The organism is Siminovitchia fortis (assembly GCF_003605365.2).
Taxonomy (GTDB): domain Bacteria; phylum Bacillota; class Bacilli; order Bacillales; family Bacillaceae_C; genus Siminovitchia; species Siminovitchia fortis.
Genome location: NZ_QYTU02000004.1, coordinates 36,462 through 62,724, shown reverse-complemented (window position 1 = coordinate 62,724; position 26,263 = coordinate 36,462). Strand labels below are relative to the sequence as shown.

25 protein-coding genes and 2 tRNA genes are annotated in these 26,263 nt (G+C 42.9%); 3 read left to right on the top strand and 24 right to left on the bottom strand.

The features are described from left to right. Positions 1-3 precede the first annotated feature (3 nt). The 11 genes from D4N35_RS03500 to D4N35_RS03450 form a co-directional block, all read right to left on the bottom strand. Positions 4-933 (bottom strand): S66 peptidase family protein, encoded by a 930-nt coding sequence (locus D4N35_RS03500; protein WP_120070065.1) that lies wholly within the window; start codon positions 931-933, stop codon positions 4-6. A 71-nt stretch (positions 934-1,004) separates the two neighbouring features. Further along, complete coding sequence (locus D4N35_RS03495; protein ID WP_120070061.1) at positions 1,005-2,636, bottom strand: peptide ABC transporter substrate-binding protein; 1,632 nt, start codon at positions 2,634-2,636, stop codon at positions 1,005-1,007. Positions 2,637-2,665: 29 nt separating this feature from the next. After that, positions 2,666-3,661, bottom strand: coding sequence for an ABC transporter ATP-binding protein (locus tag D4N35_RS03490; RefSeq protein ID WP_120070058.1), 996 nt, complete (start codon positions 3,659-3,661; stop codon positions 2,666-2,668). A 4-nt stretch (positions 3,662-3,665) separates the two neighbouring features. Further along, on the bottom strand, positions 3,666-4,619 hold the full coding sequence (locus D4N35_RS03485) for an ABC transporter permease (RefSeq protein WP_120070055.1): 954 nt from the start codon (positions 4,617-4,619) through the stop codon (positions 3,666-3,668). Next, on the bottom strand, positions 4,619-5,551 hold the full coding sequence (locus D4N35_RS03480; RefSeq protein ID WP_120070052.1) for an ABC transporter permease: 933 nt from the start codon (positions 5,549-5,551) through the stop codon (positions 4,619-4,621). The genes D4N35_RS03485 and D4N35_RS03480 overlap by 1 nt, the downstream gene beginning before the upstream one ends. Positions 5,552-5,564: 13 nt before the next feature. Beyond that, on the bottom strand, positions 5,565-6,389 hold the full coding sequence (dppA, locus tag D4N35_RS03475) for a D-aminopeptidase DppA (protein WP_120070049.1): 825 nt from the start codon (positions 6,387-6,389) through the stop codon (positions 5,565-5,567). Positions 6,390-6,442: 53 nt separating this feature from the next. Further along, positions 6,443-6,637 carry a hypothetical protein gene (locus tag D4N35_RS03470; protein ID WP_120070045.1) on the bottom strand — a complete coding sequence of 65 codons (195 nt, stop codon included), beginning with the start codon at positions 6,635-6,637 and terminating at the stop codon, positions 6,443-6,445. Between the two features lie 193 nt (positions 6,638-6,830). Beyond that, positions 6,831-7,148: a DUF3870 domain-containing protein gene (locus D4N35_RS03465; protein WP_120070039.1), complete on the bottom strand. Its 318-nt coding sequence runs from the start codon at positions 7,146-7,148 to the stop codon at positions 6,831-6,833. A gap of 296 nt (positions 7,149-7,444) precedes the next feature. Continuing rightward, positions 7,445-7,517, bottom strand: a tRNA-Thr gene (locus tag D4N35_RS03460). Position 7,518: 1 nt separating this feature from the next. Beyond that, positions 7,519-7,593 (bottom strand) — tRNA-Asn (locus D4N35_RS03455). 121 nt (positions 7,594-7,714) lie between these two features. Then, on the bottom strand, positions 7,715-7,945 hold the full coding sequence (locus D4N35_RS03450; RefSeq protein WP_120070035.1) for a hypothetical protein: 231 nt from the start codon (positions 7,943-7,945) through the stop codon (positions 7,715-7,717). A gap of 142 nt (positions 7,946-8,087) precedes the next feature. Between D4N35_RS03450 and D4N35_RS03445 the strand changes: the two genes are divergently transcribed. After that, positions 8,088-8,837, top strand: coding sequence for a polysaccharide deacetylase family protein (locus D4N35_RS03445; RefSeq protein ID WP_120070032.1), 750 nt, complete (start codon positions 8,088-8,090; stop codon positions 8,835-8,837). A gap of 12 nt (positions 8,838-8,849) precedes the next feature. Here D4N35_RS03445 and D4N35_RS03440 read toward each other — a convergent pair whose 3' ends face one another. Continuing rightward, a complete protein-coding gene (locus tag D4N35_RS03440; RefSeq protein WP_120070029.1) occupies positions 8,850-9,527 on the bottom strand; it encodes a KinB-signaling pathway activation protein in 678 nt (225 codons plus the stop codon). Between the two features lie 145 nt (positions 9,528-9,672). On the opposite strand from D4N35_RS03440, the gene gerD reads away from it, so the two are divergent. After that, positions 9,673-10,248 carry a spore germination lipoprotein GerD gene (gene gerD, locus D4N35_RS03435; RefSeq protein WP_120070025.1) on the top strand — a complete coding sequence of 192 codons (576 nt, stop codon included), beginning with the start codon at positions 9,673-9,675 and terminating at the stop codon, positions 10,246-10,248. A 272-nt stretch (positions 10,249-10,520) separates the two neighbouring features. Continuing rightward, positions 10,521-11,897, top strand: a complete 1,377-nt coding sequence (locus tag D4N35_RS03430) for a vWA domain-containing protein (protein WP_120070022.1) — start codon at positions 10,521-10,523, stop codon at positions 11,895-11,897. A 251-nt stretch (positions 11,898-12,148) separates the two neighbouring features. Here D4N35_RS03430 and salA read toward each other — a convergent pair whose 3' ends face one another. The 12 genes from salA to D4N35_RS03370 form a co-directional block, all read right to left on the bottom strand. After that, positions 12,149-13,213 carry an iron-sulfur carrier protein/transcriptional regulator SalA gene (salA, locus tag D4N35_RS03425; RefSeq protein ID WP_120070019.1) on the bottom strand — a complete coding sequence of 355 codons (1,065 nt, stop codon included), beginning with the start codon at positions 13,211-13,213 and terminating at the stop codon, positions 12,149-12,151. A gap of 110 nt (positions 13,214-13,323) precedes the next feature. Beyond that, on the bottom strand, positions 13,324-14,034 hold the full coding sequence (gene cwlD / locus D4N35_RS03420; RefSeq protein WP_120070250.1) for an N-acetylmuramoyl-L-alanine amidase CwlD: 711 nt from the start codon (positions 14,032-14,034) through the stop codon (positions 13,324-13,326). A gap of 190 nt (positions 14,035-14,224) precedes the next feature. Then, positions 14,225-16,381 (bottom strand): bifunctional diguanylate cyclase/phosphodiesterase, encoded by a 2,157-nt coding sequence (locus tag D4N35_RS03415; protein ID WP_120070016.1) that lies wholly within the window; start codon positions 16,379-16,381, stop codon positions 14,225-14,227. A 787-nt stretch (positions 16,382-17,168) separates the two neighbouring features. Continuing rightward, complete coding sequence (locus tag D4N35_RS03410; RefSeq protein WP_120070010.1) at positions 17,169-17,891, bottom strand: amino acid ABC transporter ATP-binding protein; 723 nt, start codon at positions 17,889-17,891, stop codon at positions 17,169-17,171. After that, positions 17,892-18,551, bottom strand: coding sequence for an amino acid ABC transporter permease (locus D4N35_RS03405; protein WP_120070007.1), 660 nt, complete (start codon positions 18,549-18,551; stop codon positions 17,892-17,894). Positions 18,552-18,780: 229 nt separating this feature from the next. Next, entirely contained in the window at positions 18,781-19,560 is a 780-nt protein-coding gene (locus D4N35_RS03400) for a glutamine ABC transporter substrate-binding protein (RefSeq protein WP_164876277.1), read from the bottom strand. Between the two features lie 327 nt (positions 19,561-19,887). Further along, positions 19,888-20,529 carry an L-fuculose-phosphate aldolase gene (locus D4N35_RS03395; protein ID WP_120070001.1) on the bottom strand — a complete coding sequence of 214 codons (642 nt, stop codon included), beginning with the start codon at positions 20,527-20,529 and terminating at the stop codon, positions 19,888-19,890. 25 nt (positions 20,530-20,554) lie between these two features. Further along, positions 20,555-21,355: a DeoR/GlpR family DNA-binding transcription regulator gene (locus D4N35_RS03390; protein WP_120069998.1), complete on the bottom strand. Its 801-nt coding sequence runs from the start codon at positions 21,353-21,355 to the stop codon at positions 20,555-20,557. Between the two features lie 32 nt (positions 21,356-21,387). Further along, entirely contained in the window at positions 21,388-22,440 is a 1,053-nt protein-coding gene (mtnA, locus tag D4N35_RS03385) for an S-methyl-5-thioribose-1-phosphate isomerase (RefSeq protein WP_120069994.1), read from the bottom strand. Then, on the bottom strand, positions 22,433-23,656 hold the full coding sequence (gene mtnK, locus D4N35_RS03380) for an S-methyl-5-thioribose kinase (protein ID WP_120069991.1): 1,224 nt from the start codon (positions 23,654-23,656) through the stop codon (positions 22,433-22,435). The genes mtnA and mtnK overlap by 8 nt, the downstream gene beginning before the upstream one ends. A gap of 23 nt (positions 23,657-23,679) precedes the next feature. Continuing rightward, positions 23,680-24,663 (bottom strand): ABC transporter permease, encoded by a 984-nt coding sequence (locus tag D4N35_RS03375; protein ID WP_120069988.1) that lies wholly within the window; start codon positions 24,661-24,663, stop codon positions 23,680-23,682. Positions 24,664-24,666: 3 nt separating this feature from the next. Next, positions 24,667-26,190 (bottom strand): sugar ABC transporter ATP-binding protein, encoded by a 1,524-nt coding sequence (locus D4N35_RS03370; RefSeq protein ID WP_120069985.1) that lies wholly within the window; start codon positions 26,188-26,190, stop codon positions 24,667-24,669. Between the last annotated feature and the right edge of the window lie 73 nt (positions 26,191-26,263).

Genomic DNA, 26,263 nt, shown 5'->3' with positions numbered 1-26,263 from the left:
CCTTTACATGAGGCCGGAATCTACCGATAGCTTTTTCTCTGTTGTGTCAAGCGTCGCCTGAACGCCCAACGGTACCGCAATTTGCGGATTACAGTGCCCCATTTGGAAATCCTTCATGGCTGGTTTATTGGCAAGCTTTACGTAATGGTCAATCACTTCATGAAGCGCAAGCGATAAGTCACGTTTCGGGATACAGTCGGCAAAATCGCCAATTACCATCCCGCTCGCGTCATCCAGTTTACCGGCCATGTAAAGCTGATTCAACATTCGGTCAACAGCGCGCGGTTCCTCATTGACATCTTCAATCAATAAAAGTTTATCCTTCGTGTCGATTTCAAACTTTGTTCCAAGTGTACTTACTAGCAATGATAGGTTTCCGCCGACTAACGGCCCGTCCGCTTTACCTTCCACTAACACTTCAAGCGGTGAAATGTCTTCCGTATAGGACCATTCTGTCGGCTGAAATATTTGCTGAAAGCATTTTTTCGATAATGGATGGGTATCTTCCTTGCCTATATCCGACCCAAGCATTGGACCATGGAAGGTCACGAGACCGGCCTCCTGCCTGATGGCTGTATGTAAAAAAGTAATATCACTATAGCCCCAGAAAATTTTTGGGTGATGACGAATCATTTCGTAATCAATCGTGGCGGCAATCCTGCCAGTACCATATCCGCCGCAGGCACATATAATTGCCTTAACCTCAGGATCCAGAAACGCTTCATGTAAATCTTGCAGCCGCTCCTCATCTGTCCCTGCCAAATAACCGTTTATGTTAGTGAGGCTTTTTCCTCTTATCACGTTTAATCCAAGTCCTTGTAAAAACTCAATTCCCCGCTCAAGATTGTCAAGGTTCGGCGGACTTGCCGGTGCAATCACCGCAACGGTATCCCTTTCTTGCAAACGAAATGGTTTGATAAACGGCAAGATCATGCCCCCCTTTCTTCTAGTCTATGATAGATGGGTAAAAGGGATGTTCCAATCGAACACCCCCTTTTAGCAGATTATTTCTTTTCAGCCCATTTTAGTTCTAAATAGCCTACAGGGTGGCGGACGATGCCGGTGACATCTTTATTTTGTAAATATGGTTGGTTGTAAAAATGAATTGGAACAATTGGTGCTTCATCCAACAAGATTTTTTCCGCTTTATACATCATTTCATAACGTTTTGCTTCATCTTTTTCATGTTTTGCTGCTTTAATAACTTGATCAAACTCCTTATTGCTCCAGCCTGTACGGTTCATTGGGGAACCGGTGATAAAGTTCTCCAGGAAGTTGATTGGATCGGCATAGTCAGCAAGGAATGAACTGCGTGAAAATTGGAATTTCAGTGCTTTTTGATCTTCTACAAATACGCTGCTTTCCAAGTTGGCCAGCTTTACATCAACGTCCAGGTTCTCTTTAAACATTTGCTGCAGAGCCTCGGCAATTTTCTTATGCTCGTCGAGTGTGTTATAAGTTAAAGTGACTTCCGGCAGCTTCGAATATCCTTCTTCTTCCATTCCTTTTTTCAATAATTCTTTTGCTTTTGCTGGATCGGTTTTAATCAGATCGCCATTCTTTTCACGGAAATCATTGCCTTGTGAATCTTTAAATCCATAGGAAACAAAGCCATAAGCAGGTTTCTCCTGGTTCTTCGTTACAAGTTCAACCATTTGCTTTTGGTCAACTGCTAACGCGAAGGCCTTACGGATATTTTTATTTTGGAATGGTTCTTTTGTTACATTAAAGCGGTAGAAATAGAGTCCTGCCTGATCCTCTATCTCGACATTCTCCTCTTTAAACAGCTTGTCGGCCAGTTCCGCCGGAATATCGGTTGTATCGAGTTCACCTGTCGTAAACATTTGATATTCCGTATTTGGATCATCGACCATTGCCCAATGAACTTTATCCAGTTTCACATTGTTGACATCCCAGTATTGGTCATTCTTTACCATTGTAAAATCACTGTCATGATTCCATTCAGCCAACTTGAACGGTCCATTGCTGACAAATGTGCCGGCCTCGTTAAACCAGTTTGGATTGTCTTTTGCGACTTTTTCATTGATTGGGAAAAAACAAGGGTTGGCAATGACACTTAGGAAATAAGCCTGCGGGCTCATCAGTGTTACTTCCAACGTTTTTTTGTCAATCGCTTTCACCTTGACATCGTCAGCAGAGCCTTTTCCATCGTTATACTCTTCGCCGCCTTCAATAAAGTAGCCTAAAAAAGCAGCAGCAGAACCGGTATTCGGATCCAACAGGCGTTTCCAGGCATAAACGAAATCATCGGCCGTTACATCATCACCGTTTGACCATTTGGCATTTTCACGAATATGGAATGTGTAGGTTTTACCGTCTTGGGAAATGTCCCATTTTTCTGCCGTTGCAGGCTGCGGCTCATGGCTTTCATCCAACCGCGTAAGCCCTTCCATAATATTGTTTAAAGCATTGTAAGACACAGCATCAAAGCCAATCGGCGGGTCAAATGATGTGGGCTCTTGTCCATTATTTAAATAAAGAACCTTTTCTCCCTTATCCGCGGTCTTTTCTTTCCCATTGTCTTTTGGTTCACTGCCGGCATCCTTGTTGGCTGTACATGCCGACAAAGAAATTAGAAGCATGATGGCAGCCAACATTATCATCAACTTTTTCATGTTCCTCCCCCTTATAAATTAGTATTATGTTAAAATGTTGAAACCAATTTTCTCGCCCGTTCATCCTGCAGCCAACAATCGACTTGATGCTGGTCGCTTACATGGTATTGAAACGGATAGACGCGGCTGCACACTTCCATCGCAAACGGACAGCGGGCACTAAAGGCACAGCCAACCGGCGGTGCAAATAAATCCGGTGGTGTTCCCGGAATCGGAATCAAGTCACCCTTGACCATATCCAAGCGCGGTACGGATTGAAGCAATCCCTTTGTATAGGGGTGCTGCGGCTGATAAAATATCTCCCGCCTTGACCCGAGTTCGACAATCTTGCCAGCGTACATGACAGCAATTCTATCGGCAACCTGTGCAACAACCCCCAAATCATGCGTGATTAAAATAATCGAAACACCGATTTTCTTTTGAATATCCCGGAATAGTTCGAGAATTTGTGCTTGAATGGTGACATCAAGTGCCGTTGTCGGTTCATCCGCTATCAGTACATCAGGTTCACAAACGAGTGCCATCGCAATCACAATCCTCTGGCGCATCCCGCCGCTGAACTGATGCGGATATTGTTTCAAGCGGATTTCCGGGTTAGGAATGCCGACGAGCGCCAGCATCTCAATCGCCTTCTGCTTGGCTTCATCCCGGGAAATGTCCTCATGCTGGCGAATTCCTTCTGTAATTTGGTCACCGATTGTAAGTGTCGGATTTAACGCCGTCATCGGATCTTGAAATATCATTGAAATATAAGCACCGCGGATTTTTCTCAGTTCAGGCTCCTTTAACTTGATTAAATCTTTATCTTTATATATAATTTCCCCGCCTGCAATCCTGCCGGGCGGTTCTGGGATCAGTCTCATAATACTTTGCGAGGTTACGCTTTTCCCACAGCCGGATTCACCGACAATCGCCAATGTTTCACCTTTATGCAAATCAAAGCTGACACCGCGTACGGCTTTGACTTCCCCGCCATAGGTTTTAAATGATACATGCAGATCCTTCACCTGCAGGATTTTTTCCATGAAGCTACCTCCTTAGTTTCGGATCAAGGGCATCCTGTAGCCCGTCGCCTAAAACATTAAATGCAAACATTGTTAATGAAATAAACAAAGTTGGGAAGAACAAGCGCCACCAGTAACCTGACAGAATCGTCGATAAACCGTCATTCGCCATTACTCCCCAGCTGGCATGCGGCGCTTGGATGCCAAGACCGATAAAGCTTAAGAAAGCTTCCGCAAAAATCGCCGATGGAATCGTCAGTGTCATTTGCACGATAATCGGCCCCATCGTGTTTGGCAAAAGATTTTTGCGGATAATCCGCGATGTTTTCGTGCCAAACGTTTGCGAAGCCAGCACAAATTCATAGTTTTTAATTTGCAGAACCTGCCCTCTGACAATTCGCGCCATTCCGACCCAGCCGGTAATCGATAGTGCGAGAATAATAGTGGTTAAACCAGGGCCAATCACGACCATGACAAGAATGACAACTAGTAAATAAGGCAGGCCATACAAGATTTCAACAAACCGCATCATCCAATTATCAACCCGTCCGCCTTTATAACCGGCAATCCCGCCATATGTGACCCCGATCAGAAAGTCAATTATAGCCGCCATAAACCCGACAAATAAGGAAATTCTTGCCCCATAGCATGTTCTGGTAAACACATCTCTGCCCAGGTCATCTGTTCCAAACCAATACTTGCTCGATGGAGGGAGATTTTGCTGCGTTAATTTTTGCGTTTCAACAGAATAGGGTGAAAACATCGGGCCGAAAATAGCCAGCAAAGCTAGAAATAGGAGGAAAATCAAACCGGCCATGGCTAATTTGTTTTTCACCAGGCGATGCCATGAGTCCTTCCAATAGGATAAGCTCGGTCTTACGACTGCTTCTGCTTGCTTTTCGTCATGGACTTTCGGCACAAACCATTCATCAGGTATTTCAGGCGAAATATCCCGCTCTTCCTGTTTGCGCAGTTCCATCATTTCGCCTCCTTTTTATGGAGCTTTATTCGGGGATCCAGGAATCCATAGGCTAAATCTACTAAGAACAACATGAAAATTAATAAAGCACTATAAAAAACAGTGGTACCCATAATGACCGGGTAATCCCGGTTATTGATGCTGTCGACAAAATACTTTCCCATGCCGGGAATCGCAAATATTTTTTCAATGACAAATGTTCCGGTTAAAATGCTTGCCGCTAAAGAACCAAGAACTGTCACGACCGGCAAGAGGGCATTTCGCAAAGCATGTTTAATGACGATTTTCGCTGGCGACAATCCCTTTGCTTTTGCCGTTTTTATATAATCCTGGGTTAACACTTCCAGCATGCTTGTCCTAGTTAACCGTGCAATAATGGCCATAGGGCCGGTTGCCAGGGCCAAAATTGGCAACACCATATGTTTTGGACTAGACCATGTCGCCACCGGAAATATTGGGATATTGACAGCCAATTGTTGAATGAGCACCGTCGCCATGACAAAGTTCGGAATGGAGATTCCCAATACGGCCATGCTCATTGCCAGGTAGTCAATCCAGCCGTTATGCCTTAGGGCGGCCACTACCCCTAAGACAATCCCGGAAATAATCGCCACAATCAGCGTATACATCCCCAATTCAAATGATACGGGAAACCCTCTGCCAAGCAGACCATTTACTGTTTGGCCGGGTTTTTTGATAGATGGTCCAAGGTCACCCTGAACAAGTGATACTAAATAATTGCCGTACTGCACAATGAGCGGCTTATCCAATTGATAGTAAGATTCAAGGTTTTTTTGTATGGCTTCATTCGTTGTTCTCTCTTCGTTAAAAGGCGATCCCGGAACAGAATGCATTAAGAAAAATGTTCCGGTAATAATCAGCCATAACGTAATAATCATGGCCACAAAACGTTTTATAAAATATGTATTCATGATGACCACTTCCCTAACAGAATGTTGTTCGCATCGCAAGTTCCGTCATGACAAGCATCGCTTGGTAGGCTTCAAGAATATCTTTGGCTTGAAAACGGACAATCGCTGTTCCTGGCACCATCTCCGTCCCCGGCATTAAATTCGCCCACTCCGCTTCACCATAATTGGTAAATTCGATGCTTAACAACGGTTTATCAGGCGGGGTCAGCGGTTTAACGTGATGGCGGTTCTTAATCGCTTGTGCCGTTTTTTCTTTTAGCAGCTCCTCTGCTTTAGCCGGTGTTAATGATTTGGCTGCAGAACGGGAAATGGCTTCCTTGACCACTGCGGTCGTCACATTTGGGATTAACTGTTCTGCTTCAAGTGCTGCCTGATCATCTCCGGAAACCATAATCACAGGAACACCGTAATAACCAGCGACATAGGCATTGAACCCCAACTCGCCAACGGCCACATCATTAATAAACATGTTGCGAACACCAAAAATCATCGAGTGGGTCATCACTCCGGGCTGGGCTGCACGGGCATGGTAGCCGGTAAAAATGGCACCGGCAAACGTCTCATCAAGTCCTTGAACCATTGAAAACGGTTTCACATCACCGGTAATTAATTGAGTTTCCGGGTGAAGCCTTTCGATTAAAAGATTATTCATCTTTGAATGACTATCATTGACGACGACTTCCTTCGCCCCTTGGTCAAACGCGGTCGCAATCACATGGTTGGCTTCATCCGTCATCATGATCCGGCTTCGTTCATAATTGTGCTTGTCCGAATCCACGTGGGTGTGGTCGACGAGGCCTGTGATGCCCTCCATGTCGACAGAGATATAAAGGTTCATAGTCTCTCTCCTTTTAAAATATTATTTTATTATAAAATAAATAAACAAATTATTCAATATACTCCCAAAATAAGAAAAATTATCCACGGATCAAATTCACATTCTATCCTCATTCTTTCAGCCACGGCCACTTGCGGGTCCTTCATCTGATCATATTTCCGTAAATATCTGAATAGATACAGCTGCCACAAGTTAAAGGCGACCATCTGCAGGTAAATGCAGGCGGTGATGGCATGCAGGCCGTCCACAAAACGGTGATCCAGGTAGCAGAAGGTTTGCAGCTGATGGAACAGACAGTTTTCAATATCGCTATTGCGTTTGACATAAATGATTTAATTTATTTCCGAGATTTCTGTTTGTTAATAAATAAAAAAATCCAGCCATTAGAGACAGAAAATTCTCTAACAGCTGGATTTCACTTGCGAATAACAAATGAAGCAGCTAACCTGAAATAAGCTGATTATATTTAATAAGAGCATTTTTGAAAGCGACAATCAGCGCTTTTTGCGAGGAACCAAAGTACCGGCTTTCGATTTCTGAAATAATTTCCTCCTGCTCATGCATAAACCTGCCGGTAAATAATGATTTAACAAACTTGGAAGTAAGTGGAATAGTAGAAGAACATTCCACTTCTAATATTTCATGATTCCTGGTGTCGACAACCAAACCAATGAAATATGCATTATATTGCTGCATAATAGGGTTGTTGGATGCTGTCTTACTGTCACCAACCACATAAATCGCTTCTTTAGGAAACACTTATGATCCTCCTGCCGTTCGGATAAAGTGCGGGGCATTCACATGGGTGACATGCAAACGTCCGTCACTAGATCGAAGGTATAACTTATATTAATACAAACGCTTTCATTTTTCAAGGATTATTTCTATTATATCTTTTATCTCACTAGGAAACGAGTGTTCCTATAGCAAATCCCTTTTGGGTTCCCTCAAACTAAAAGAAGCCCCCCACTTACCGGCTATCGCCGCTTGAAGTGGAGGACTTCTTTTAAAGGTTCGTTAAACAGAAACAACAGGCAAAAGCGCCAATATAACTAAGCTTCCAGCCGGGCTTGAACCGGCGACCTCATCCTTACCATGGATGCACTCTACCAACTGAGCTATGGAAGCATGGCTCCGCAGGTAGGATTCGAACCTACGACCGATCGGTTAACAGCCGATAGCTCTACCACTGAGCTACTGCGGAATATTTGTAATGGATAAGCCAACTCTTATTATAATCATTTTATAAAAATATTCAAGAGTTCTTTATAAAAAAATGGATGAGGTAAATATAACAATCCCGCTCAGTGCATGTCAATATATTTTTATGATTTTCTTCCCACTCCCCCGGCTGGGAGTATATATTTCATACAGTCCCTATGGTCCGCAACGCGCTTAAACAGAGAAAAAAGTATTTTGTACCTTTCTTCCATCGCATGTTTTACAATGTGCTCAATATGCTCGTTTTTTAAATCGAATAAAATTTCGTCCATTTCACGTTTCAGCAGGTAAACGATCTCCTCTTTCTCCTGCTCTGTAATCAGCATCCCGTACATGACTACACCTCGTTGAAGATTTTAGTATTCATAGCTATCCCCAAATTGAATGGGTTCATACGTCATTTCGTTTGGGCCTTTTAGGCATACGAGCCAGGTTTGCGCATAGATTGTACAAGGATGGAAGAATGAAGGTGATAAGATGAATTTTTTTGTTACAGTAAGCGGCAGAAGGATTAAACAAGGAATCCTTATTGTAATTATTTCGTTTTTTACCGCGCTCTTTTATTTTTCCCAATCCATTGTGCAGTTTCCTGTCTTATCTGCGAAAGACGAGCCGAAAGCGATTTATAAAGGGGAAAAAGGAGTCGCTCTTACGTTTAATATTGGATGGGGAGATGTTCAGGCGGAGCCTATTTTAAAAATTCTGGAAGAAAAGAAAATCCGGTCGGCAACGTTCTTCTTATCCGGCGCCTGGGCGGAAAGACATCCTGAAGTTGTTGAAAAAATAAAAGAGATGGGATTTGAAATCGGAAGTCTCGGTTATGCTTACGAAGATTATACCGAACTTGAAGATGAGCAAGTAAGGCGGGACATAGACCGGTCCCTTGAAGTTTTTAAAAAGCTGGATATCCAGGAAGTGGAGCTGCTTCGCTCCCCGACAGGCCATTTTGACAAACGCACGCTCAAAATAGCCGATGACATGGGCTTGACCGTCATCCATTGGAGTTTGAATTCGCAGGACTGGAAAAACCCCGGTGTCAAAGCGATCGTCAAAAATGTCAGCAAGGTGAAGAAAGGGGATATTATTTTAATGCATGCGTCAGATGCCGCCACCCAGACAGCCAAGGCTTTGCCTGAGGTATTGGCCATTATCAAAAACAAAGACGAGATGGTAACCGTTTCTTATATGATCTCAAACGGAAAGGTAAAAACAACTTTAATACCATAGAAAAAGCGAACCCTACGTGCGGTTCGCCTTTGTTTTTCCGGTTTTTTTCGGCCTATTCTTTTGGGCCTCAAGCCTGCGGGCCCTGTCTTCCTCCGATAAACGGTTATATTTCGGAAGCACCAATATCTGGTATGCATTGCAGGCAATCAGAGGGAAAATCACCAAGAAAAGCCAGCTCTCCTCGTTTGTTGCCAAAACCGGCAGCCATTCCAAAATCGTCATGACTACCATGAAAAACAAGGCAGAAACAAAGGTTGTTCTCGATGTCGTCTTTGCTTTGAAAAAGGCGGTGATCAAGCCTGCAATCAAAATGAAAATGGCAAGCCCGATATAAGGAAGAATGCTCTCCCCTTCACCTGCAAAGTTTTGAAAGCGAAGGTAAACCAAATCAAAAAGAACAACGATTGTAATAAAGATCTGAACGGCATTCCATAAAGAAAGGGAACGGAAAACCCCAAGACCAAACTGATGGATAAATAAATAGGCGAAAAAGCCGACCTGGCTTACAACGCTGAATGTAAACCCTACACCTGCAAGCCAAATAAATGTTGAAATAATGGCTCCTATATTCATTTCTGTAAAATATGGCTGGAATTCACTCCACCGGATCAAAAACCCAAAAATACCGGTAATGATTCCGCCCAGAAAAAGTGTCGAAAAGAAAAAACGCAGCCAATTCCGGATTGTCACTGACCTAATCCTCCAATTATTATTCTTGTCTACCCGATTTTATCAACCTTTCTTCAAAAAAGCCATTGCCCGTGTAAATGTGCATAAATTCTTCACAAAGTCCCATATTAAAATTAGGTGAAACATTAGGAAAGGAGCGTTTTTTATGAAGAAGGGAATCCTCCTGCTGCTCCTCGTCTGCTCATTGCTGATTGCCGCATGCGGCGGAAAAGATATTGATGCCGGACAGCCCGACTATGACCAGACGAAAAAAATGATGGTGGATATTTTAAAATCAGATGAAGGAAAAAAAGCTGTCAAAGACATTATGGCAGATGAAGAAATCAAACAACAGCTCGTTATGGATCAAGCCGTTGTCAAAGATACAGTCGAAAAAACACTTATATCGGAAAAAGGGCAAGATTTCTGGAAGAGATCTCTTGAAGACCCGAAGTTTGCCGAAACTATGGCCAAAAGCATGAAAAAGGAAAATGAAGAACTATTGAAATCATTAATGAAAGACCCCGAATACCAAGGAATGGTCATGGATATTTTGAAAGACCCCGTCTTTCAAAAAGATTTGTCGCAAGCCCTCAAAAGCAAGGAGTTCAGGGAGCAAATACGCGAAGTGGTAACGGATACACTTGAAAGCCCGCTTTACAAAGCCAGGCTGGAAGAAATAGCCAAAAAAGCCGCCTCCGAAAAAAAAGGTGATAAAGGCGGCGGGGATGAGGAAAAGTAAGCCCCTCTTATCGTAGACTACGCCAATCACACGACTGAAGAGGGAGTCTTCTGGCAGAAAACGATAAAAAATGGTTCCAATCATCGGAATTTTGATGGTTGGAACCATTTTTCGTTATACAATTATACATTTTTTTCGGCAATGAATTAATATTCTCCCTGTACCCTCCCAGATATCTGTGAAAAAAGCACTATTCTGCCCGTGTTTTATTGATGTTCGGCAAAGTCTTCATATATCATTTGATGAGATACTAAAAAAGAGAGTTGAATTTGATGAAGAGATATTGGTTTGCATTGTTCGTTTTAGCTTTTCTGCTCGGAGGATGCAGTTCGGCTGAAAAAGAGGAAAAACAATCGGCAGCGCCTGAAAAACAGGCAGAAAAAGCAGAAACATCCGCCCAGCCTGAGGAAGAATATCAGCCAAAAGAAGTGAAGTATTATGATATTAAAGATCCAGGCCGGGAACTGACTGACCTGGAAAAAGAGCTGCTTCGCTACCCGGGTATTTACAGCGGCGACAAATACGATGAAGACAAAGTAAAAGAAACTCTTGACCAGTTGCCGGACAATTTGACGCCGGAACAATATGCAGACGAACTTAAATATCTTTTTACAGAAGACTATCACAAAGAGCTGGAAACCCTCCTTCACTTTGATCCCAATGTTGAAGTGAGTATTGACCGGCCTGATGAATCTGTGGACGCCCCTGCATTAAGGAAGGCACATTTTGCCATTTTGATTGATGCCAGCGGAAGCATGAAGGCAACAGCGGGAAATAAAACACGTATGGAAGCCGCCAAAGAGGCTGTGCTTGAGTTCGCGGAACAGGTTCCGGAAGAAGCAACCATATCCATGCGGGTGTATGGCCATAAAGGTTCAGGAAGCGATGCGGACAAGAAGTTGTCATGCAGCAGTTCGGAAACTTTTTATAACGATACTTTTGACGGCGGGAAATTCCGCTCAGCTCTTGAGCAGGTGAAGCCTGCCGGCTGGACGCCGATTGGGCTTGCCCTTGAAAAAGTAAAGGGAGACATCCCCGAAGATGCCGATGATGTGGTCGTTTACGTCGTGAGCGACGGCATCGAAACATGCGGCGGAGACCCTGTCAAAGCCGCCAAAGATTTGGTGTCCGATGAAATCGAAACCGTTGTGAATATTATTGGCTTTGATGTGGACAATGAAGGCCAAAAGCTGCTGAAAGAAGTGGCCAGTGCAGGCAATGGGGAGTTTACGTATGTTCACTCCGAGCGTGACCTGAAAGAATATATGAGAACCCAATACGAAGAGATTAAGAAGGAATGGATTAAATGGAGAGAAGAAGGAAAACAGCAGTCGATCCAAACGCGACAGGAAAAGGAACAGCTCGCCATTGATACAAAAAATAGCATCGTAGACAAGGTGATCCGGGAAAAACAAAGAATGGAGAAGGCACAGCTCTATTTAAAGCAGAGGTTCGATGAAGTCAGCCATCCCATTTCAGAAGTCTATTCCCTTATTTCGGAATATGGAAGCGCCAAATACACATATGCATCGGAAGAAGGAAGCAAGGCCTTCAGAGAAAGCACAGACAGCGGCGTTGAACAGTATAAAAAGTTTGAAGAAGAAGGATTGAAGAAAATAGAAGAAATGGACGAAAAGAAGAATGAATAAGCTTGGAAGCCGGATTTGCCGAGAAAGGTAATTTTACCAATTTAGATATCCATGCATATTATTTCCAGACTCCAAGTAGCCTAAATATTAAACGAAGCAGGTGGAATAAATTTGACTCCACCTGCTTTTATTAATATATAAAAGGTGGCAGAACAACTGAGCGCATATTTTCATGGTTTGGAATCCTGCTTTTATTCATGGTTGTTATGCTACCCATCCATCAAACAATTGCCACCCGCTAAAACTCTAATTTATTTTTCCAACGCACGAACAACTTTTTCTGCAATACTTTGATAAATCTGCCCCAGCTTATGTGATTCATCGTAAATGGACGGCGCGAAATCCTCTTCATTCCAATCAGGCTGCTGAAGCGGCAGCTTTCCAAGCAGCTCTGTGCGAAGCTCTTCGGCAAGCTTCTCCCCTCCGCCTTGTCCAAAAACATATTCCTTCTCGCCTGTCAGCTTGCTTTCAAAATAAGACATATTTTCAATGACGCCCAAAATTTCATGATTCGTGCGAAGGGCCATCGCCCCGGCACGTGCTGCAACAAAAGCTGCGGTCGGATGCGGTGTCGTCACGATGATTTCCTTTGTGCTCGGCAGCATTGTATGGACATCAAGCGCTACATCTCCCGTTCCCGGAGGGAGGTCAAGCAGCAGGAAGTCCAAATCTCCCCATTCCACTTCCGTAAAGAAGTTGTTGAGCATTTTTCCCAGCATCGGCCCGCGCCAGATCACCGGGGCATTGTCTTCCACGAAGAACGCCATGGAAATGACCTTCACGCCAAACCGGTCCACCGGCAGGATCTTTTTCCCTCTGACAACCGGACGCTCCGTAATTCCCATCATATCCGGAACACTGAATCCGTAAATGTCCGCATCGACAAGCCCGACCTTTTTGCCAAGGCGTGCCAAAGCAACAGCCAGGTTGACGGAAACGGTTGATTTTCCTACGCCGCCTTTTCCGCTGGCAATCGCGATGAACGTTGTTTTGCTGTCGGGTGAAAGAAGGCCTCCCGCCGTCTCATCCGGAAGATCGCCGGCTGCACGGTGTTTCTCCAGCTCTTCTTCCGGCAGCTCTGTGAATCGGATTCCGACCGTAGCAGCGCCTGCCTCTTTTAAAAGCTGCACAATTTGGGATTGGAGCTGCATCTGTTCCGGGGTTCCGGTCTTGGCCAAAGCGATTTTTACACTTACGTGCTCCTTTTCCTCCTTGACCTTAATTTCTGCAACTCCATTCGTTTCCTCTAACGTCTTATGTAAAAGCGGATCCTTTAATTCTTTAAGAATGTCGAACGCCTGTTGTTCAGTAAACATTTTTGCACCCCTTTTATCGATTTGCACCTATGATCCAGTATAACATATTCAAGTTGTTTTCTAGGAAAAGACGCTCTGCTATAACATTTGATTTGCCCAAGGCATTACCCTTAGTCTTTTAATTTTTCCTTCGTAAAATACCTCATGACCCCCCGGTAGATGGCCGCTGCCACTTTTTCCTGATAGTCTTCTTCCATTAAAGAGGCACGCTCTCCCGGGTTCGATAAAAAGCCGATTTCAACTAAGGCGCCCGGCTTCTTGGAGTGCTTGATTAAATATATATTTTCGATGATTTTGGCTTTTCGATCCGTATTCTCAAGGCTTACGACCAGTTCTTCCTGGATCAATTTCGCCGCACGCTTATTTTCCGCCAAATGGGGTGAATAGAAGGTCTGCGCACCTCTCCACCTCGGGGAAGGGATTGAATTCAAATGGATGCTTATGAATAGATCCGCTTCTGATTCATTGACCAATTCCAGACGTTTCTTCAAATCGGCCGTTTTCCTCCTGCTGAGCCCCTTTATCTCCGGATCTGCCAAATCTTTGTCGGCTTCCCTTGTCATCAAAACGAGCGCCCCTTGGCTCTGCAGATAATCCCGCAGCTTCATGGCTACTTCAAGGGCGATATCCTTCTCAAGCGCTTCGCTGTCGCCGGCCCCACCATCGGGGCCGCCGTGCCCTGGGTCCAGGTATATTATTTTTCCGGTCAATGGCAGATTCCATGTATCAAATGAATCCCGCGGAATGAATTGATATTGGACAATCAAAAATATGAGTGTGGTGCCGATGATAAAAAAAGTGACTTTCGTCTTTTTTCGCATGCGATCTTCCCCTTTGCCATGCTTTCCTACAATAGAATATGGGACAAGATATGAATTTAGAACAAAATAAAGCCGGCAAGGCTGCGAAAAAGCTACAAACAGGGAAGGGGAAGATACACTTTTTTTCCACGAAAAAACAAAGGAAAAATCAACTAAAAAAGGAAAGTGCATCAAATCGCACTTTCCTTTATCAGGAGACTTCCTGCGGTAACAGCAAATCGGTATTGTGAAAATACTTTTCAAACAGTTCATTGGATACCGGCTTGCTGAACAGATAGCCCTGTCCCTGAATACAGCCACCGCTGTTCAGAAGTTCAAGCTGTTCAGAAGTTTCAACCCCTTCAGCGATCACATTGATATCCAAAGTTTCGGCAAGGGTCAAAATCGCATTGACAATCGCTTTGCTTTCGACGTTTTTATGGATATCCCTTATGAAAGAAGAGTCGATTTTGATCGTATCAACGGGCAGGTGTTTAACATAGCTGAATGTACTATAGCCGGTTCCGAAATCATCCACGGAAATCTGAACGCCAAAGCCCCGGATATCCTCCAAAATGGCCGCGGCGTTTTCAAGATCGGCAAAGACGCTTTCGGTAACCTCGAGCTCCAGCCATTTCGGGTCAAGGCCAGTTTCGTTCAACACTTCAATCACCTGCCGGAGCATATCCGCTTGTTCAAGTTGCCGGACTGAAACATTTACAGATACTGATACAGGCGGGAAACCCATTTCCTGCCATTTTCTATTCTGTTTGCAGGCTTCGCGAAGCACCCACTCTCCAATCGGAATGATCAAGCCCGTTTCTTCCGCAATCGGAATGAATTTGTTTGGCGGTATCCTGCCAAGAGCAGGGTGATGCCAGCGGACGAGCGCCTCCATGCCGATCAGCGCCCCTTTGGAGAAGTCAAGCTTCGGCTGGTAGTCCAAATAAAACTGCTCAAGCTCCACGGCTTTTCTCAATTCAATTTCCAGCAAGATTCGCTCTAAGGATTTCTCTTCCATATCGGCGTTAAAGAGGGCGTAGCCGCTTCTTCCACGTTCTTTCACCGCATAAAGGGCGGTGTCGGCCCGTTTTAATAATTCATCGGCACTTTTTCCATGATCAGGGTATATCGCGATCCCTATGCTGCAGGAAAGGAAAATTTCTTTCCCTGGAATGTGAACCGGCTCTTTAAAGCCCTTTTGAATTCTTTCTGCCAGCGATTCTACATCCGCTTCATTTTCGATATTGCCAAGAAGAACCGTAAATTCATCTCCGCCAAGTCTTGCGACAAAGTCTGTTGCGCGGAGTGATTGTTTGATACGGTGTGCCGCTTCCATGAGAATATAATCGCCTGTATCGTGGCCCCAGGAATCATTCACATATTTGAAGCGGTCCAAATCAATAAACATAGCGGCCACTTTCGAAGATTTCTTTGCCTTTGCAATCGTTTTTTGCAGCTCGTTCATAAACAATCGCCGGTTTGGCAGATCTGTCAGCGTGTCATGGAACGCCAGATGATATATTTTCTGTTCCGATTTTTTTCGTTCGGTTATATCCCTTGTGACAAGCATGACCTTTCTCACATGCCCCATCTCATTCAAAATCGAATTCATCTTGGCTTCTGCGTAAATATATTTTCCGGAACTGGTTTTCAAACGAAACTCAAGCTGGGAAGCAATTTTCTTCTTTTCCCAAAGCTGTTCTATTTCTTCCTTCAGTTCATTCCGGTCGGCTTCATGAATCAAATCAAAAAAAGTTCCGCTTTTTATGTCTTCCAAGCTATATCCCAGCAATGATTCATGGGATGGGGATATGTACTGAAAGCACCCTCCCGCATCTAATGTCGATATGAGGTCAGAAGAATTTTCGGTGATCATACGGTATCTTTCTTCACTTCTTCTGATTTCCTCTTCCATTTCTTTCCGCGCGGTGATATCATTCCGAATCGCAATATAACGGTAAGGTTTCCCTTTTTCATTTAAAAAAGGGACAATCGTCGTATCCACCCAATAAAACGAACCATCCTTTGCCCTATTGCGGATTTCCCCTTCCCAGACATGACCATTGCCAATGGTCGCCCACATTTCCTTGAAAAATTCCTTTGAATGATAATGGGAATTGAGAATCCGGTGATCCTGCCCGACCAACTCATCGCGGCTGTATTTTGATATTTTACAAAATAAGTCGTTGACATAAAGTATTTTTCCCTTCTGATCAGTGATTGCAACAATCGAAGACTGGTCCAATGCATATTTGATATCGGCCAATTCCTTCAAAACTTGCTCCAAATCTGTCTGATCGGCCAATTCAAAATTATGAAGATGAAGCTTCGACACCTCTTCAACCGCCAAGCCCGCCTTACCCATATTCTTCTCCTCCTCCACACTTGATGAATCTCTATATAAAACTTCCTTCATTGTCTATTTCGATACATACATCATAGCACGACAGGCGGAAACCGGACACTTCTTCCTAGTCCCTAGGTATTAAAAAGAGGAGTTCCATTCACAATCTCGTCAAATAAGAACAAAGGCGCAAGCGCCTGTTTAGCGACGTACAGACTGGAGCGCTTCTGACGAGATAAAGGAAACACGCGCAGCACAGCGGCGCGATGTTGACTTATCGTAGGAAGAAGCGTGAAGTCTGCTAGTCGATAGGCGCTGGAGCCGGACGTAGCACAAAAAGATAATGAGTTATCAACTACTTAAGCGCTTTATAATTTCCTAAATAAGGAAAAGGCCAGAAGCAACCGCTGCCGGCCTGGTCATTTCAGTTTTTTCAATACCATGCAAAGGGCTGCTTTTCCTGGAAATAAAAGTTTTTAAGAAAAGCGCAAGGCGTGCAGCCTTAGGCGACAAGCACAAGCCGAATTTTGATGAGGCAGCTTTTCAGCCACCACAGCAAAGCAGCTAAATTAAATCACATCGTGTAAAGCATCCCTGAGAGGCTTCATGCAGCTTTGCGACGAGGTGAACTTAGCTTCCTCGAGTAGGTGTGCCGTAGGAGCACATTCCTCCTGAATAAGCTTCCTTGCTGGCTTGATCGTTTCGCCTTTGGCGCCTGAAGCTAGACATATCACATCATCATTCCATATAGATGCTTCATCCAAATTTTATACTTTTTTTAACAGGAACGAATAAGCAGGAGCTTCTCCTACAAAACTTTATTTAAAAACGCCTTGGTTCGATCTGATTTGGGATCCGTAAAAATTTGGGACGGAACATCTTCTTCGACAATGACACCGCCATCCATAAATATGACGCGGTCCGCCACTTCCCTGGCGAATCCCATTTCATGGGTGACAACCACCATTGTCATGCCTTCAAGAGCCAGCTGCTTCATGACTTCAAGCACTTCCCCAACGAGTTCTGGGTCAAGAGCCGAAGTCGGCTCATCGAACAGCATGACTTTCGGCTGCATTGCGAGGGCACGGGCAATTGCCACCCGCTGCTGCTGTCCCCCTGACAATTGCCTCGGGTAACTGTTTGCCTTATCTGAAAGCCCGACTTTTTCCAGCAGTTCCACGCCGAGTGCTTTTGCTTCCTCATTATTGATTTTCCGTATTTTTTTCGGCGCCAACGTGATGTTTTCCAAAACCGTCTTATGGGGAAAAAGGTTAAACTGCTGAAAAACCATTCCCACTTCCGTACGAACCACATTAATATTTGTTTTCGGGTCGTTCAAGTGATGACCATTGATCACAACATCTCCGTCTGTCATTTCCTCCAGCATGTTCAAACAGCGGAGAAAGGTGCTTTTACCGGATCCGCTCGGCCCGATGACGCAGACCACTTCCTGCGGCTCGACCTTACACGTAATTCCCCTTAACACCTCAAGCTCTCCGAATTTTTTATGCAAATTGTTGACTTGTATCATTTACGTTTCCAACCTTCTTTCAAAAAAGCGTAAAATCATCGATAAACTGAAGGTGATGACTAAATAAAAGAGTGCCACCGTCGTATAAATTTCCACCGCATTAAAGTGGTTGGCTGCAATTAAGCGCCCTTGGAAAATCAGTTCGGGCACGAGAATGACAGACAGTAAGGACGTGTCCTTGATACTGATGATGAATTGGTTTCCGAGCGGCGGGATCATCCTTTTAAATGCCTGCGGCCAAATGATATGGAGCATCGTCTGCTGATGGTTCAGCCCAAGAGACCGTCCGGCCTCCATCTGGCCTTTATCGATCGATTGAACCGCACCCCGGACGATCTCGGCAATATACGCTCCTGAATTAACCGCGATCACGATAATCCCTGCTGTAATGGAATCAAGGTTTTTTCCGATGATCAAAGGAAGAGCAAAGAATATCCAGATCGCCTGGACAAGCACAGGAGTACCGCGGATGACCTCAACGTATACAGTGGAGATCATATAAAAAATCTTATTCTTGGCTACTCGTCCAATGCCGAAGAGGGCTCCCAAAGCAAAACCGATTAAAAGCCCGACAACTGAAATGAGCAGTGTGTAATACAATCCTTTTGTCAAATCCGGCAGGAATTCGATGACACCTGCCCAATCAAATCTCCCAATCATTGCTTCACCTCTTATTAGAAAAGCGTAAGGCGCGCAGCTTTAGGCGACAAGCACAAGGCGAATTGCGAGGAGGCAGTTCCTCAGCCACCACAGCAATTTGACTTGTGATCTCGAGCCGATGGCGCCTAGCCATAATTCAAAAACTTAGTCTTTTTTATTCGTTCTGTATTTCTATGAATAAAAGGGTGTAACAAAAGTCGGTTACACCCTTTCCTTGCAGGCTCACAGCTTATTCAGGTTTTTCACCAAACCATTTTTCATAGATTTCATCATATTTTCCATTCTCTTTTAACGTGGACAAGGCTTCGTTGACCTTGCTCACAAGTTCATCCTGGCCTTTAGCGAAGGCAATGCCGTATTGCTCAGCCTGATACAGCTCGCCGACCATCTTCAGGCTGTCTTTCCCTTTGGTCTGAATATAGTAAGCTACATTCGGAGAGTCATAGAGGATGGCGTCGGCACTTCCATTTTCAACAGCCAGATACGCCTGATCCAATTGCTCAAACTGGCTGGCTTTCGCTCCCTCAATATTCTCTTTAATATAATCGGCACTTGTAGATCCGAGCCTCGTTGCAACCGTTTTTCCCTTCAAGTCTTCAATACTGTTAATATCATCATTGTCAACGGCAACACCGATCCTGAGCCCTGCATCATAATATGGGTCACTGAAATCAACCGTCTTCTTACGCTCATCCGTAATCGTGATTCCTGCAATGGCAATATCAAAAGACCCAGTCTGCAAACCAGGGATGATACCATCAAAGTTTGTCGTTTCCAGCTTGATTTCAAAGCCGACTTCATCAGCAATCGCATTGATCAAGTCGATATCAAATCCGACATACTCGCCTTTTTCTTTAAACTCAAAAGGTACGAAAGAAGTATCGCTTGCAACTGTATATGTATCTTTCAAACCTCCGTCTCCGCTGCTTCCGCTTTCATTGCCGGCGCTGTCAGAACCGCCGCCTGTACTTTTAGACCCTCCACCGCCGCAAGCAGCCAGCACAAACATCAAAGCAAGCAACAAAATTCCCCAAAGACTTCTTTTCTTTACTCCCACGAATCAGACTCCCCCTCTTCAATTTGCAAGTGTTTTCATGATTATGCTAACTATAACAAAGATTATCTTTTTAGAAAAGTTCTTATATTCATCAAATTACAGGATTATCTGTCTTTTGGGGCAATTCATGGCTTTTTAGGGTTATAATGCTTGTGATTTATCCAAAATCCGAGGTACGCCTGTATAATTCCCGAGCGAAGCGTAAATATATAGTTCAATAAACATATTAAAAACCGTAAAGGAAACATAGTTCTTCTACGGTCTTTAATACACAGCTATTTACTTTTGGCCATATGTTTTAAATTTTTCTTCCATATGCATCATCTCTTCATCCTCCAATATTACGGGGTCCCCGATTGATTTGGCACGATAGTATACTTCTGCGCAAAATTCAATTTCCTCCGCAATATTAAAAGCATTCTTAATGTCATGTGCTCCGGTCAATAGGCCATGATTTGCCAAAAGAACCGCTTTTCTGTTATCCATTGCTTTAAAGGCATTCTCTGCAAGTTCTTTTGTTCCAAAGCTGGCGTATTCGGCACACCTGACATTTTTTCCAGCATAAGCCACAAGATATGACACTGCGGGAAGACTCCATCTCAGCGCAGAAAGAGTTTTGGCAAATACAGAATGTGTATGTACAACAGCATTTATATCTGTACGCTTTCTATAAAAGATCGAATGCATCTCTAACTCACTTGAGGGCTTTCGTTGACTATCAATGATCCGATTCTCCAGGTCAAGAACCACAACATCTTCAGGCCTCATCGTGTTATACTCAATTCCACTGGGACTAATAGCCATCAATTGCTTCTGTCGATTAAAGATACTGATGTTACCTCCTGTACCTTTTGTTAGACCGCTGGACAACAGTCTGTTACAGTATTCGACGATGTCCCGCCTCTCTTGTTCCATAATCAATTGGGCGGCCTCCCTATACAAATATTTAATTGGATTGTTTTGCTATGATTACGTTTGTACCATTTTCCCGGTATTGTTCTAGACATTTTTGCTGTTCCTTGTTAAAAGGAACAACTTCATCTGTAATTAACGTATTTACACTTTCTGCCGGGCAAATTTTAAAGAAAGCAATTGTATTTATTTTAGTATGGTCCGCCAATAAATATAGATAGGTGGAGCGCATAATAATGGCTTGCTTCGCTTCCCCTTCATCAATGAGGCTGTCTGTAACTCCATCATTAAAATTTAAAGATTTGCAGGAGATGAATGCCTTATCAATGTATATAGATTCCAAATACTTGGAGATTGAAGAGCCGAACACTGAAAGGGATGTCCTTCTTAGAAACCCTCCGAGTAATATGATTGTTATATCCGGATCACTGGATAACTCAACCGCTATATTGATATTGTTCGTAACTACCGTCACCTTTTTCTTGAATTTGATATGACGGCTCAATTCCAAAGCGGTTGTGCTCGCATCAAAAGCAATGACGTCTCCATCTTCTATGAATTTTACTGCCTCCAAAGCGATGAGCTTTTTCTCAAAACTATTTCGGCCTTTCCTCTCCTCAATGGATCCTTCATATTCTTTTTCCCGGATTTCTTTCAGCCGAACCCCGCCATAAACTTTTAATACTTTTCCTTCCTTCTCCAATTTATCTATATCCCTACGAATAGTCATTTCTGAAACAGAGAATTTTTGACTTAAGTAGGATATCTCTGCATAATCTTTTGATTTTAATATGTTTACAATCTCGTCTCTGCGCGCACTAGGTAAAGTTACCATTTTCTATTGCTCATCCTATCTTGGTTAGATAATCAATAAAAATCATTAAATATTTTTAACAAGTTCTCCCTATAAGGAGCTCTCACAATTCCTTTTTCGGTGACAATGGCAGTAATATTTTCCGCAGGAGTGATATCAAAAGCAGGGTTATATACTTTACTGTCTTTTAATGCTGTCCACTTTCCAAATAAATTGATGACTTCCTCGGGATCCCGTTCCTCAATTGGAATATCTTTTCCTGATTTAGTTTTTAAATCAATGGTTGGAGTTGGCACTGCTACATAAAATGGAATATTATAATATTTGGCAAGAATTGAGACTCCCAATGTTCCGACTTTATTTGCTACATCTCCATTTGCAGCAACCCTGTCCGCCCCAACAATAATGGCATCAATTTTATTTTGGGACATTACTACACCTGCCATACTATCCGTAATTATTGTAACATCAATTCCGGCCTTTTGGAGTTCCAATGCTGTTAAGGTAGATCCTTGGAGCCTTGGCCGAGTTTCATCTGAATATACTTTAAAGTTCCATCCTCTTTCCTTAGCTAAATAGATGGGAGCCGTTGCTGTTCCATATTTAGTTGTAGCCAAAGAACCTGCATTGCAATGTGTTAGAATTCCCATGCCATCCTCTAGTAAAGATAGAAGGTTTTCTCCAATTTTTCTATTGATTTCTTCATCCTCTTTATGAATGGCTTTCGCTTCTTTAAGCAGGGTCTCTTTAAGCGCGGCTACAGGTAAACCTTTGTTTGTTTCTGCGATATTCTCCATTCGTTCAAGGGCCCAAAACAAGTTTACAGCTGTGGGTCTTGAAGTAGCCAATAGTTCGGATTTTTCCTTTAGGGTCTTCCGGAAATCCTCAAAAGAGGATTCAGGCGCATCTTTAATCCCCAGGTATAACCCATAGGCTGCAGTTACGCCAATTGCCGGAGCACCCCTGACCACCATTGTCCGAATGGCTTCCCAGACACTTTCTGCTGAATCATACTCCTTATATATGATTTCATTAGGTAAAACAGTTTGATCTAAAAGAACAAGTTTATTATTTTTCCATTCAATTGTTAACAGCTGATCACTCATTTTTCACCTTCACCTCGTCAATGGCCTGATGCAATGCTTCAGTATAGTCTTTGCCTTCTTTAAATTCATTTCTTCTCTTTATTAAATTTTTTGCTAAAGTTAAACAAATGCGTTCGGCCCGCACTCTGCTGTCCGTATTTTCAATTGAAGTGATATCCTTTACCTTGGCTAGCCCCACTATCCTCCTTATGATTTCAAGTCCGGCAACTCCGGCTGTATCTGATAAAATATGGTCCAGATACCATTCCTTAAACCCTTTTTCCTTGGCAAGTATTTCAGTTGCCGAACGATCCCACTCTAAGTTGAATTTTTCTTTGAACAAATTAACTACTTCTTTAATAGTCCCTTCCACCCAGTCAACAAATTCCCCTTTTTTATATGTATCTCCATTGATATATGCAAAAATCAGGTGCGCAACGACATTACCAGTGTCATATCCAATGGGACCAAAAAAGGCAAATTCAGGGTCAATCACTTTAGTGGAGTCCTTTTTTGCAAAAATCGACCCGGTATGGAGATCTCCGTGAATCAGAGCTTGAGCATGGTTCATGAACTCAAATTTCAGTTTAGCAGCCTCAACGCGCAATTGATCATCTTGATAGATTTCCCGGATAATCCAATCTTTGTTCTCGTTTATGATTTCATTTCGATGATTATAATCATTAAACGGCTCTGTATAAACAAGATCTTCGGAAATTTCGCATAGTTCCGGATTAATAAATTCCTTTACCAGCTGTTTCTTCTCCTTATGTTCCATGACAACATCAGTTGTGGGCAGAAGTGTCTTTACCATATATGAGGTAATATGCTCGGCAAATAATGGATATATTTCATGCTTTAAAAAGCCCTCTCTTAAAATGAGATGATCGGACAAATCTTCCATTACACAGCAGCTCATCACTTCATCAAGCAGGTATACTTTCGGAACAAGTCCGGGAGCATACTTTCCATGGATAATAAGGGCATTTGATTCTATCTTGTTCCTATTTGTCGAAAGTGTGATGTCTTCCGAGATGCGGGCTGTACGCCCTGCCTGCTTTACTATCAATGATTTATCTGATTGTTTGTCTGAGACGCGATACACATAATTTAGGTTCCCGTCTCCAATTTCATCACACGTTAAATAACTTTTTTTATCGAAAAAATCAACTTTCTCTAAAACATAATCCACTACATCTTTTTCCTTCATTAAGAAATATTGATTGAACCGGGACATCCTCACATTTCCTCCCCTTCGTTTTATTTACGGTTGTAATAAGTTGAAGCAAGAGCAAGAGCCAACACCATGCCTTTTACTATGTTGAGGGAATAATATGGGACTGACATCATAACAAGTCCATTTTCAAGAATCCCTACCAAAGCAGCACCTATAAAAGTACCAATAGCATTTGGTTTCCCGTTCCCGGCGAAAGAGGATCCAATAAATGCAGCAGCAACTGCTGGCATCAAGTACCCAGCCCCGGAGTTAATTTGTGCAGATCCAAGATAGGAAGCTAAAATAATTCCTCCAAGAGCTGCAAATAAAGTCGAGATAACATATGCGAAGGTTTTATACCGATTAACCGGAATTCCGGATAATCGTGCAGCTTCTATATTTCCTCCAATCATATACATATAGCGTCCGTGCTTTGTATGGTTCAAAAACACATGAACAATTATGACGACCAAAATCATGATCATTATTATCCACGGAGTCTCGCCCATCTTGTCAAAAACAACCGGAAGCTTCCCTTCCGTTGGGGAGCCATCCAGCCTTGGCATCCCCTCACTGATGGAACCGCCGCCAGTATATGTCATGGCAACGCCTTCAAAAATGAACATTGTCGACAATGTAGCGAACAGATCTGGAATTTTTATTTTTACAATCAACAACACATTAATCAGTGCAACGATCAATGTAAGAACAATGGCTAGAGGAATAGCAATACCTGCCGGTAAGTTGTACCATACAAAAAATGAAACAATCAAGGAACTGGAGAGTGTGGCAGTCGACCCTATCGATAGATCGAAACCATCAACTGATAATGACACGGTCAAGCCGATCGCAATAATAGTTACGATAGAAATGCTTCTTAATATATTGATAATGTTAGAACTCGTTAAAAATATATCCGGCATAATTACCGTAAAAAAGGCAAGTAAAACTACAATGGCAATGATAGTACCCCATTTATTTATGGATTGAAGAACGGAAAGGGGTCTCTTTTTTAAACTTTTTTCCATTGATTAATTTCCCCCAGTTGAAAAATACATAACTTCTTCTTCAGTCGTTTCCCTTGTTACTAACTCCTTAACGACACGGTTATCATACATGACATAGATTCTGTCTGTAATGGCCATTATTTCTGATAGTTCACTAGAAGCATATATAACTCCCTTTTGATCATTTGCCAGGTCACCAATCAAATCAAAAATCTCTTTTTTAGCGCCCACATCGACCCCTTTTGTCGGTTCATCAAAAATATAGATTTCTGCATTCGATAACAACCACTTGCCGACAGCAACCTTTTGCTGATTCCCTCCGGACAGCAAAGATACTTTCTGTCTCTCATTCGGGGTTTTAATACCTAGAGATCCAATCATTTTCCGAGCCGTGTTTCTTTCTAACTTCGGTTGTAAAACACCCGTGGCCGTTGTATATTTGTTCAGGCTTGCCGCGGTGAGATTCATGTAGACGGACTCATCCACAAGGACCCCTTCCTTTCGCCGCTCTTCTGGAACCAATGCCAAGCCTTGTATTACGGCATGGTGAGGTGATCTTATGTTCAAAGACTTGCCATACAGCTTAACAGCTCCGGAGTCTATTTGATGGGCACCAAAAATTGTTTTGCATAGCTCCGTTTTTCCGGCGCCTACTAGACCAGCGATCCCTACAATTTCACCTTTCCTTACATGGAGACTTACGTCATTTACTTTTCCTTCTTTATCATTTAAGCTATTTATCTCAAATATAGTCTCATTTCCTATTTGTCTGTCAGCCCTGGTGAATTCTTCTTCGAATGTCTTACCCAACATCAGTTCAACAACTTGCTGGGTCGTTAAATCGCTAATAGGCTGGCTTGTCACAACCTTTCCATCTTTCATAATGGTGATGTCTTCACAGATTTCAAAAAGCTCGGGAAGCCTGTGAGAGATGAATATTACACCAATATTCTGATTTCCTGCCAAATCCTTTATAATTCTAAAAAGTTCTTTTGTTTCCCTATTACTTAAAGGAGCTGTCGGCTCATCAAGAATTAAAAACTTCCTTTCTTTAACAATAGATCTTGCAATCAAAATCATTTGCTTATCCGCTAAATCCAATTGAGATACGATTTTTTTCGTATCAATCTTAATATTTAGCCTTTCCAAAACCTTATTGGCCTCATAATGTATGTTTCTCCAATTTATTATTTGTCTTTTGCCCATATCATTAACGATCATGTCTAACATGATATTTTCGCCGACTGTTAAATGGGGAATAAGAGCTGTATCTACTTCCTGGTAAACAATATCAATCCCTAGATCTTTCCCGTCTTTTGGGGTTTTAATAATAACTTCTTCATTATTAAAGGAGATTTTCCCAGTGTAATGATTATAAGCACCTGACAAGACTTTCATTAAGGTTGATTTACCTGCTCCGTTCGCTCCGATTAATGCGCGGATGGAGCCTGTTTCCATTTCAAAGTGGACATCTGTCAGTGCCTTTACTCCTGGAAATTCAATATTGATATTTTCCATTTTTAGTAGTGTTTTTTCAGATTTTTCCATACGCTCACCTATTTAAGTTTTGATTACCAGATTGTAGAAAAGGAAGAATTGGTCATTCTTCCTTTTCCATTGA

Excerpts from the sequence above, each read along its gene's own strand:
- D4N35_RS03500 (WP_120070065.1), bottom strand. The coding sequence starts at position 933 with ATGATCTTGCCGTTTATCAAACCATTTCGTTTGCAAGAAAGGGATACC.
- D4N35_RS03495 (WP_120070061.1), bottom strand. The coding sequence starts at position 2,636 with ATGAAAAAGTTGATGATAATGTTGGCTGCCATCATGCTTCTAATTTCT.
- D4N35_RS03490 (WP_120070058.1), bottom strand. The coding sequence starts at position 3,661 with ATGGAAAAAATCCTGCAGGTGAAGGATCTGCATGTATCATTTAAAACC.
- D4N35_RS03485 (WP_120070055.1), bottom strand. The coding sequence starts at position 4,619 with ATGGAACTGCGCAAACAGGAAGAGCGGGATATTTCGCCTGAAATACCT.
- D4N35_RS03480 (WP_120070052.1), bottom strand. The coding sequence starts at position 5,551 with ATGAATACATATTTTATAAAACGTTTTGTGGCCATGATTATTACGTTA.
- dppA (WP_120070049.1), bottom strand. The coding sequence starts at position 6,389 with ATGAACCTTTATATCTCTGTCGACATGGAGGGCATCACAGGCCTCGTC.
- D4N35_RS03450 (WP_120070035.1), bottom strand. The coding sequence starts at position 7,945 with ATGTACGGGATGCTGATTACAGAGCAGGAGAAAGAGGAGATCGTTTAC.
- D4N35_RS03445 (WP_120070032.1), top strand. The coding sequence starts at position 8,088 with ATGAATTTTTTTGTTACAGTAAGCGGCAGAAGGATTAAACAAGGAATC.
- gerD (WP_120070025.1), top strand. The coding sequence starts at position 9,673 with ATGAAGAAGGGAATCCTCCTGCTGCTCCTCGTCTGCTCATTGCTGATT.
- D4N35_RS03430 (WP_120070022.1), top strand. The coding sequence starts at position 10,521 with ATGAAGAGATATTGGTTTGCATTGTTCGTTTTAGCTTTTCTGCTCGGA.
- salA (WP_120070019.1), bottom strand. The coding sequence starts at position 13,213 with ATGTTTACTGAACAACAGGCGTTCGACATTCTTAAAGAATTAAAGGAT.
- cwlD (WP_120070250.1), bottom strand. The coding sequence starts at position 14,034 with ATGCGAAAAAAGACGAAAGTCACTTTTTTTATCATCGGCACCACACTC.
- D4N35_RS03415 (WP_120070016.1), bottom strand. The coding sequence starts at position 16,381 with ATGGGTAAGGCGGGCTTGGCGGTTGAAGAGGTGTCGAAGCTTCATCTT.
- D4N35_RS03410 (WP_120070010.1), bottom strand. The coding sequence starts at position 17,891 with ATGATACAAGTCAACAATTTGCATAAAAAATTCGGAGAGCTTGAGGTG.
- D4N35_RS03405 (WP_120070007.1), bottom strand. The coding sequence starts at position 18,551 with ATGATTGGGAGATTTGATTGGGCAGGTGTCATCGAATTCCTGCCGGAT.
- D4N35_RS03400 (WP_164876277.1), bottom strand. The coding sequence starts at position 19,560 with ATGTTTGTGCTGGCTGCTTGCGGCGGTGGAGGGTCTAAAAGTACAGGC.
- D4N35_RS03390 (WP_120069998.1), bottom strand. The coding sequence starts at position 21,355 with ATGGTAACTTTACCTAGTGCGCGCAGAGACGAGATTGTAAACATATTA.
- mtnA (WP_120069994.1), bottom strand. The coding sequence starts at position 22,440 with ATGAGTGATCAGCTGTTAACAATTGAATGGAAAAATAATAAACTTGTT.
- mtnK (WP_120069991.1), bottom strand. The coding sequence starts at position 23,656 with ATGTCCCGGTTCAATCAATATTTCTTAATGAAGGAAAAAGATGTAGTG.
- D4N35_RS03375 (WP_120069988.1), bottom strand. The coding sequence starts at position 24,663 with ATGGAAAAAAGTTTAAAAAAGAGACCCCTTTCCGTTCTTCAATCCATA.
- D4N35_RS03370 (WP_120069985.1), bottom strand. The coding sequence starts at position 26,190 with ATGGAAAAATCTGAAAAAACACTACTAAAAATGGAAAATATCAATATT.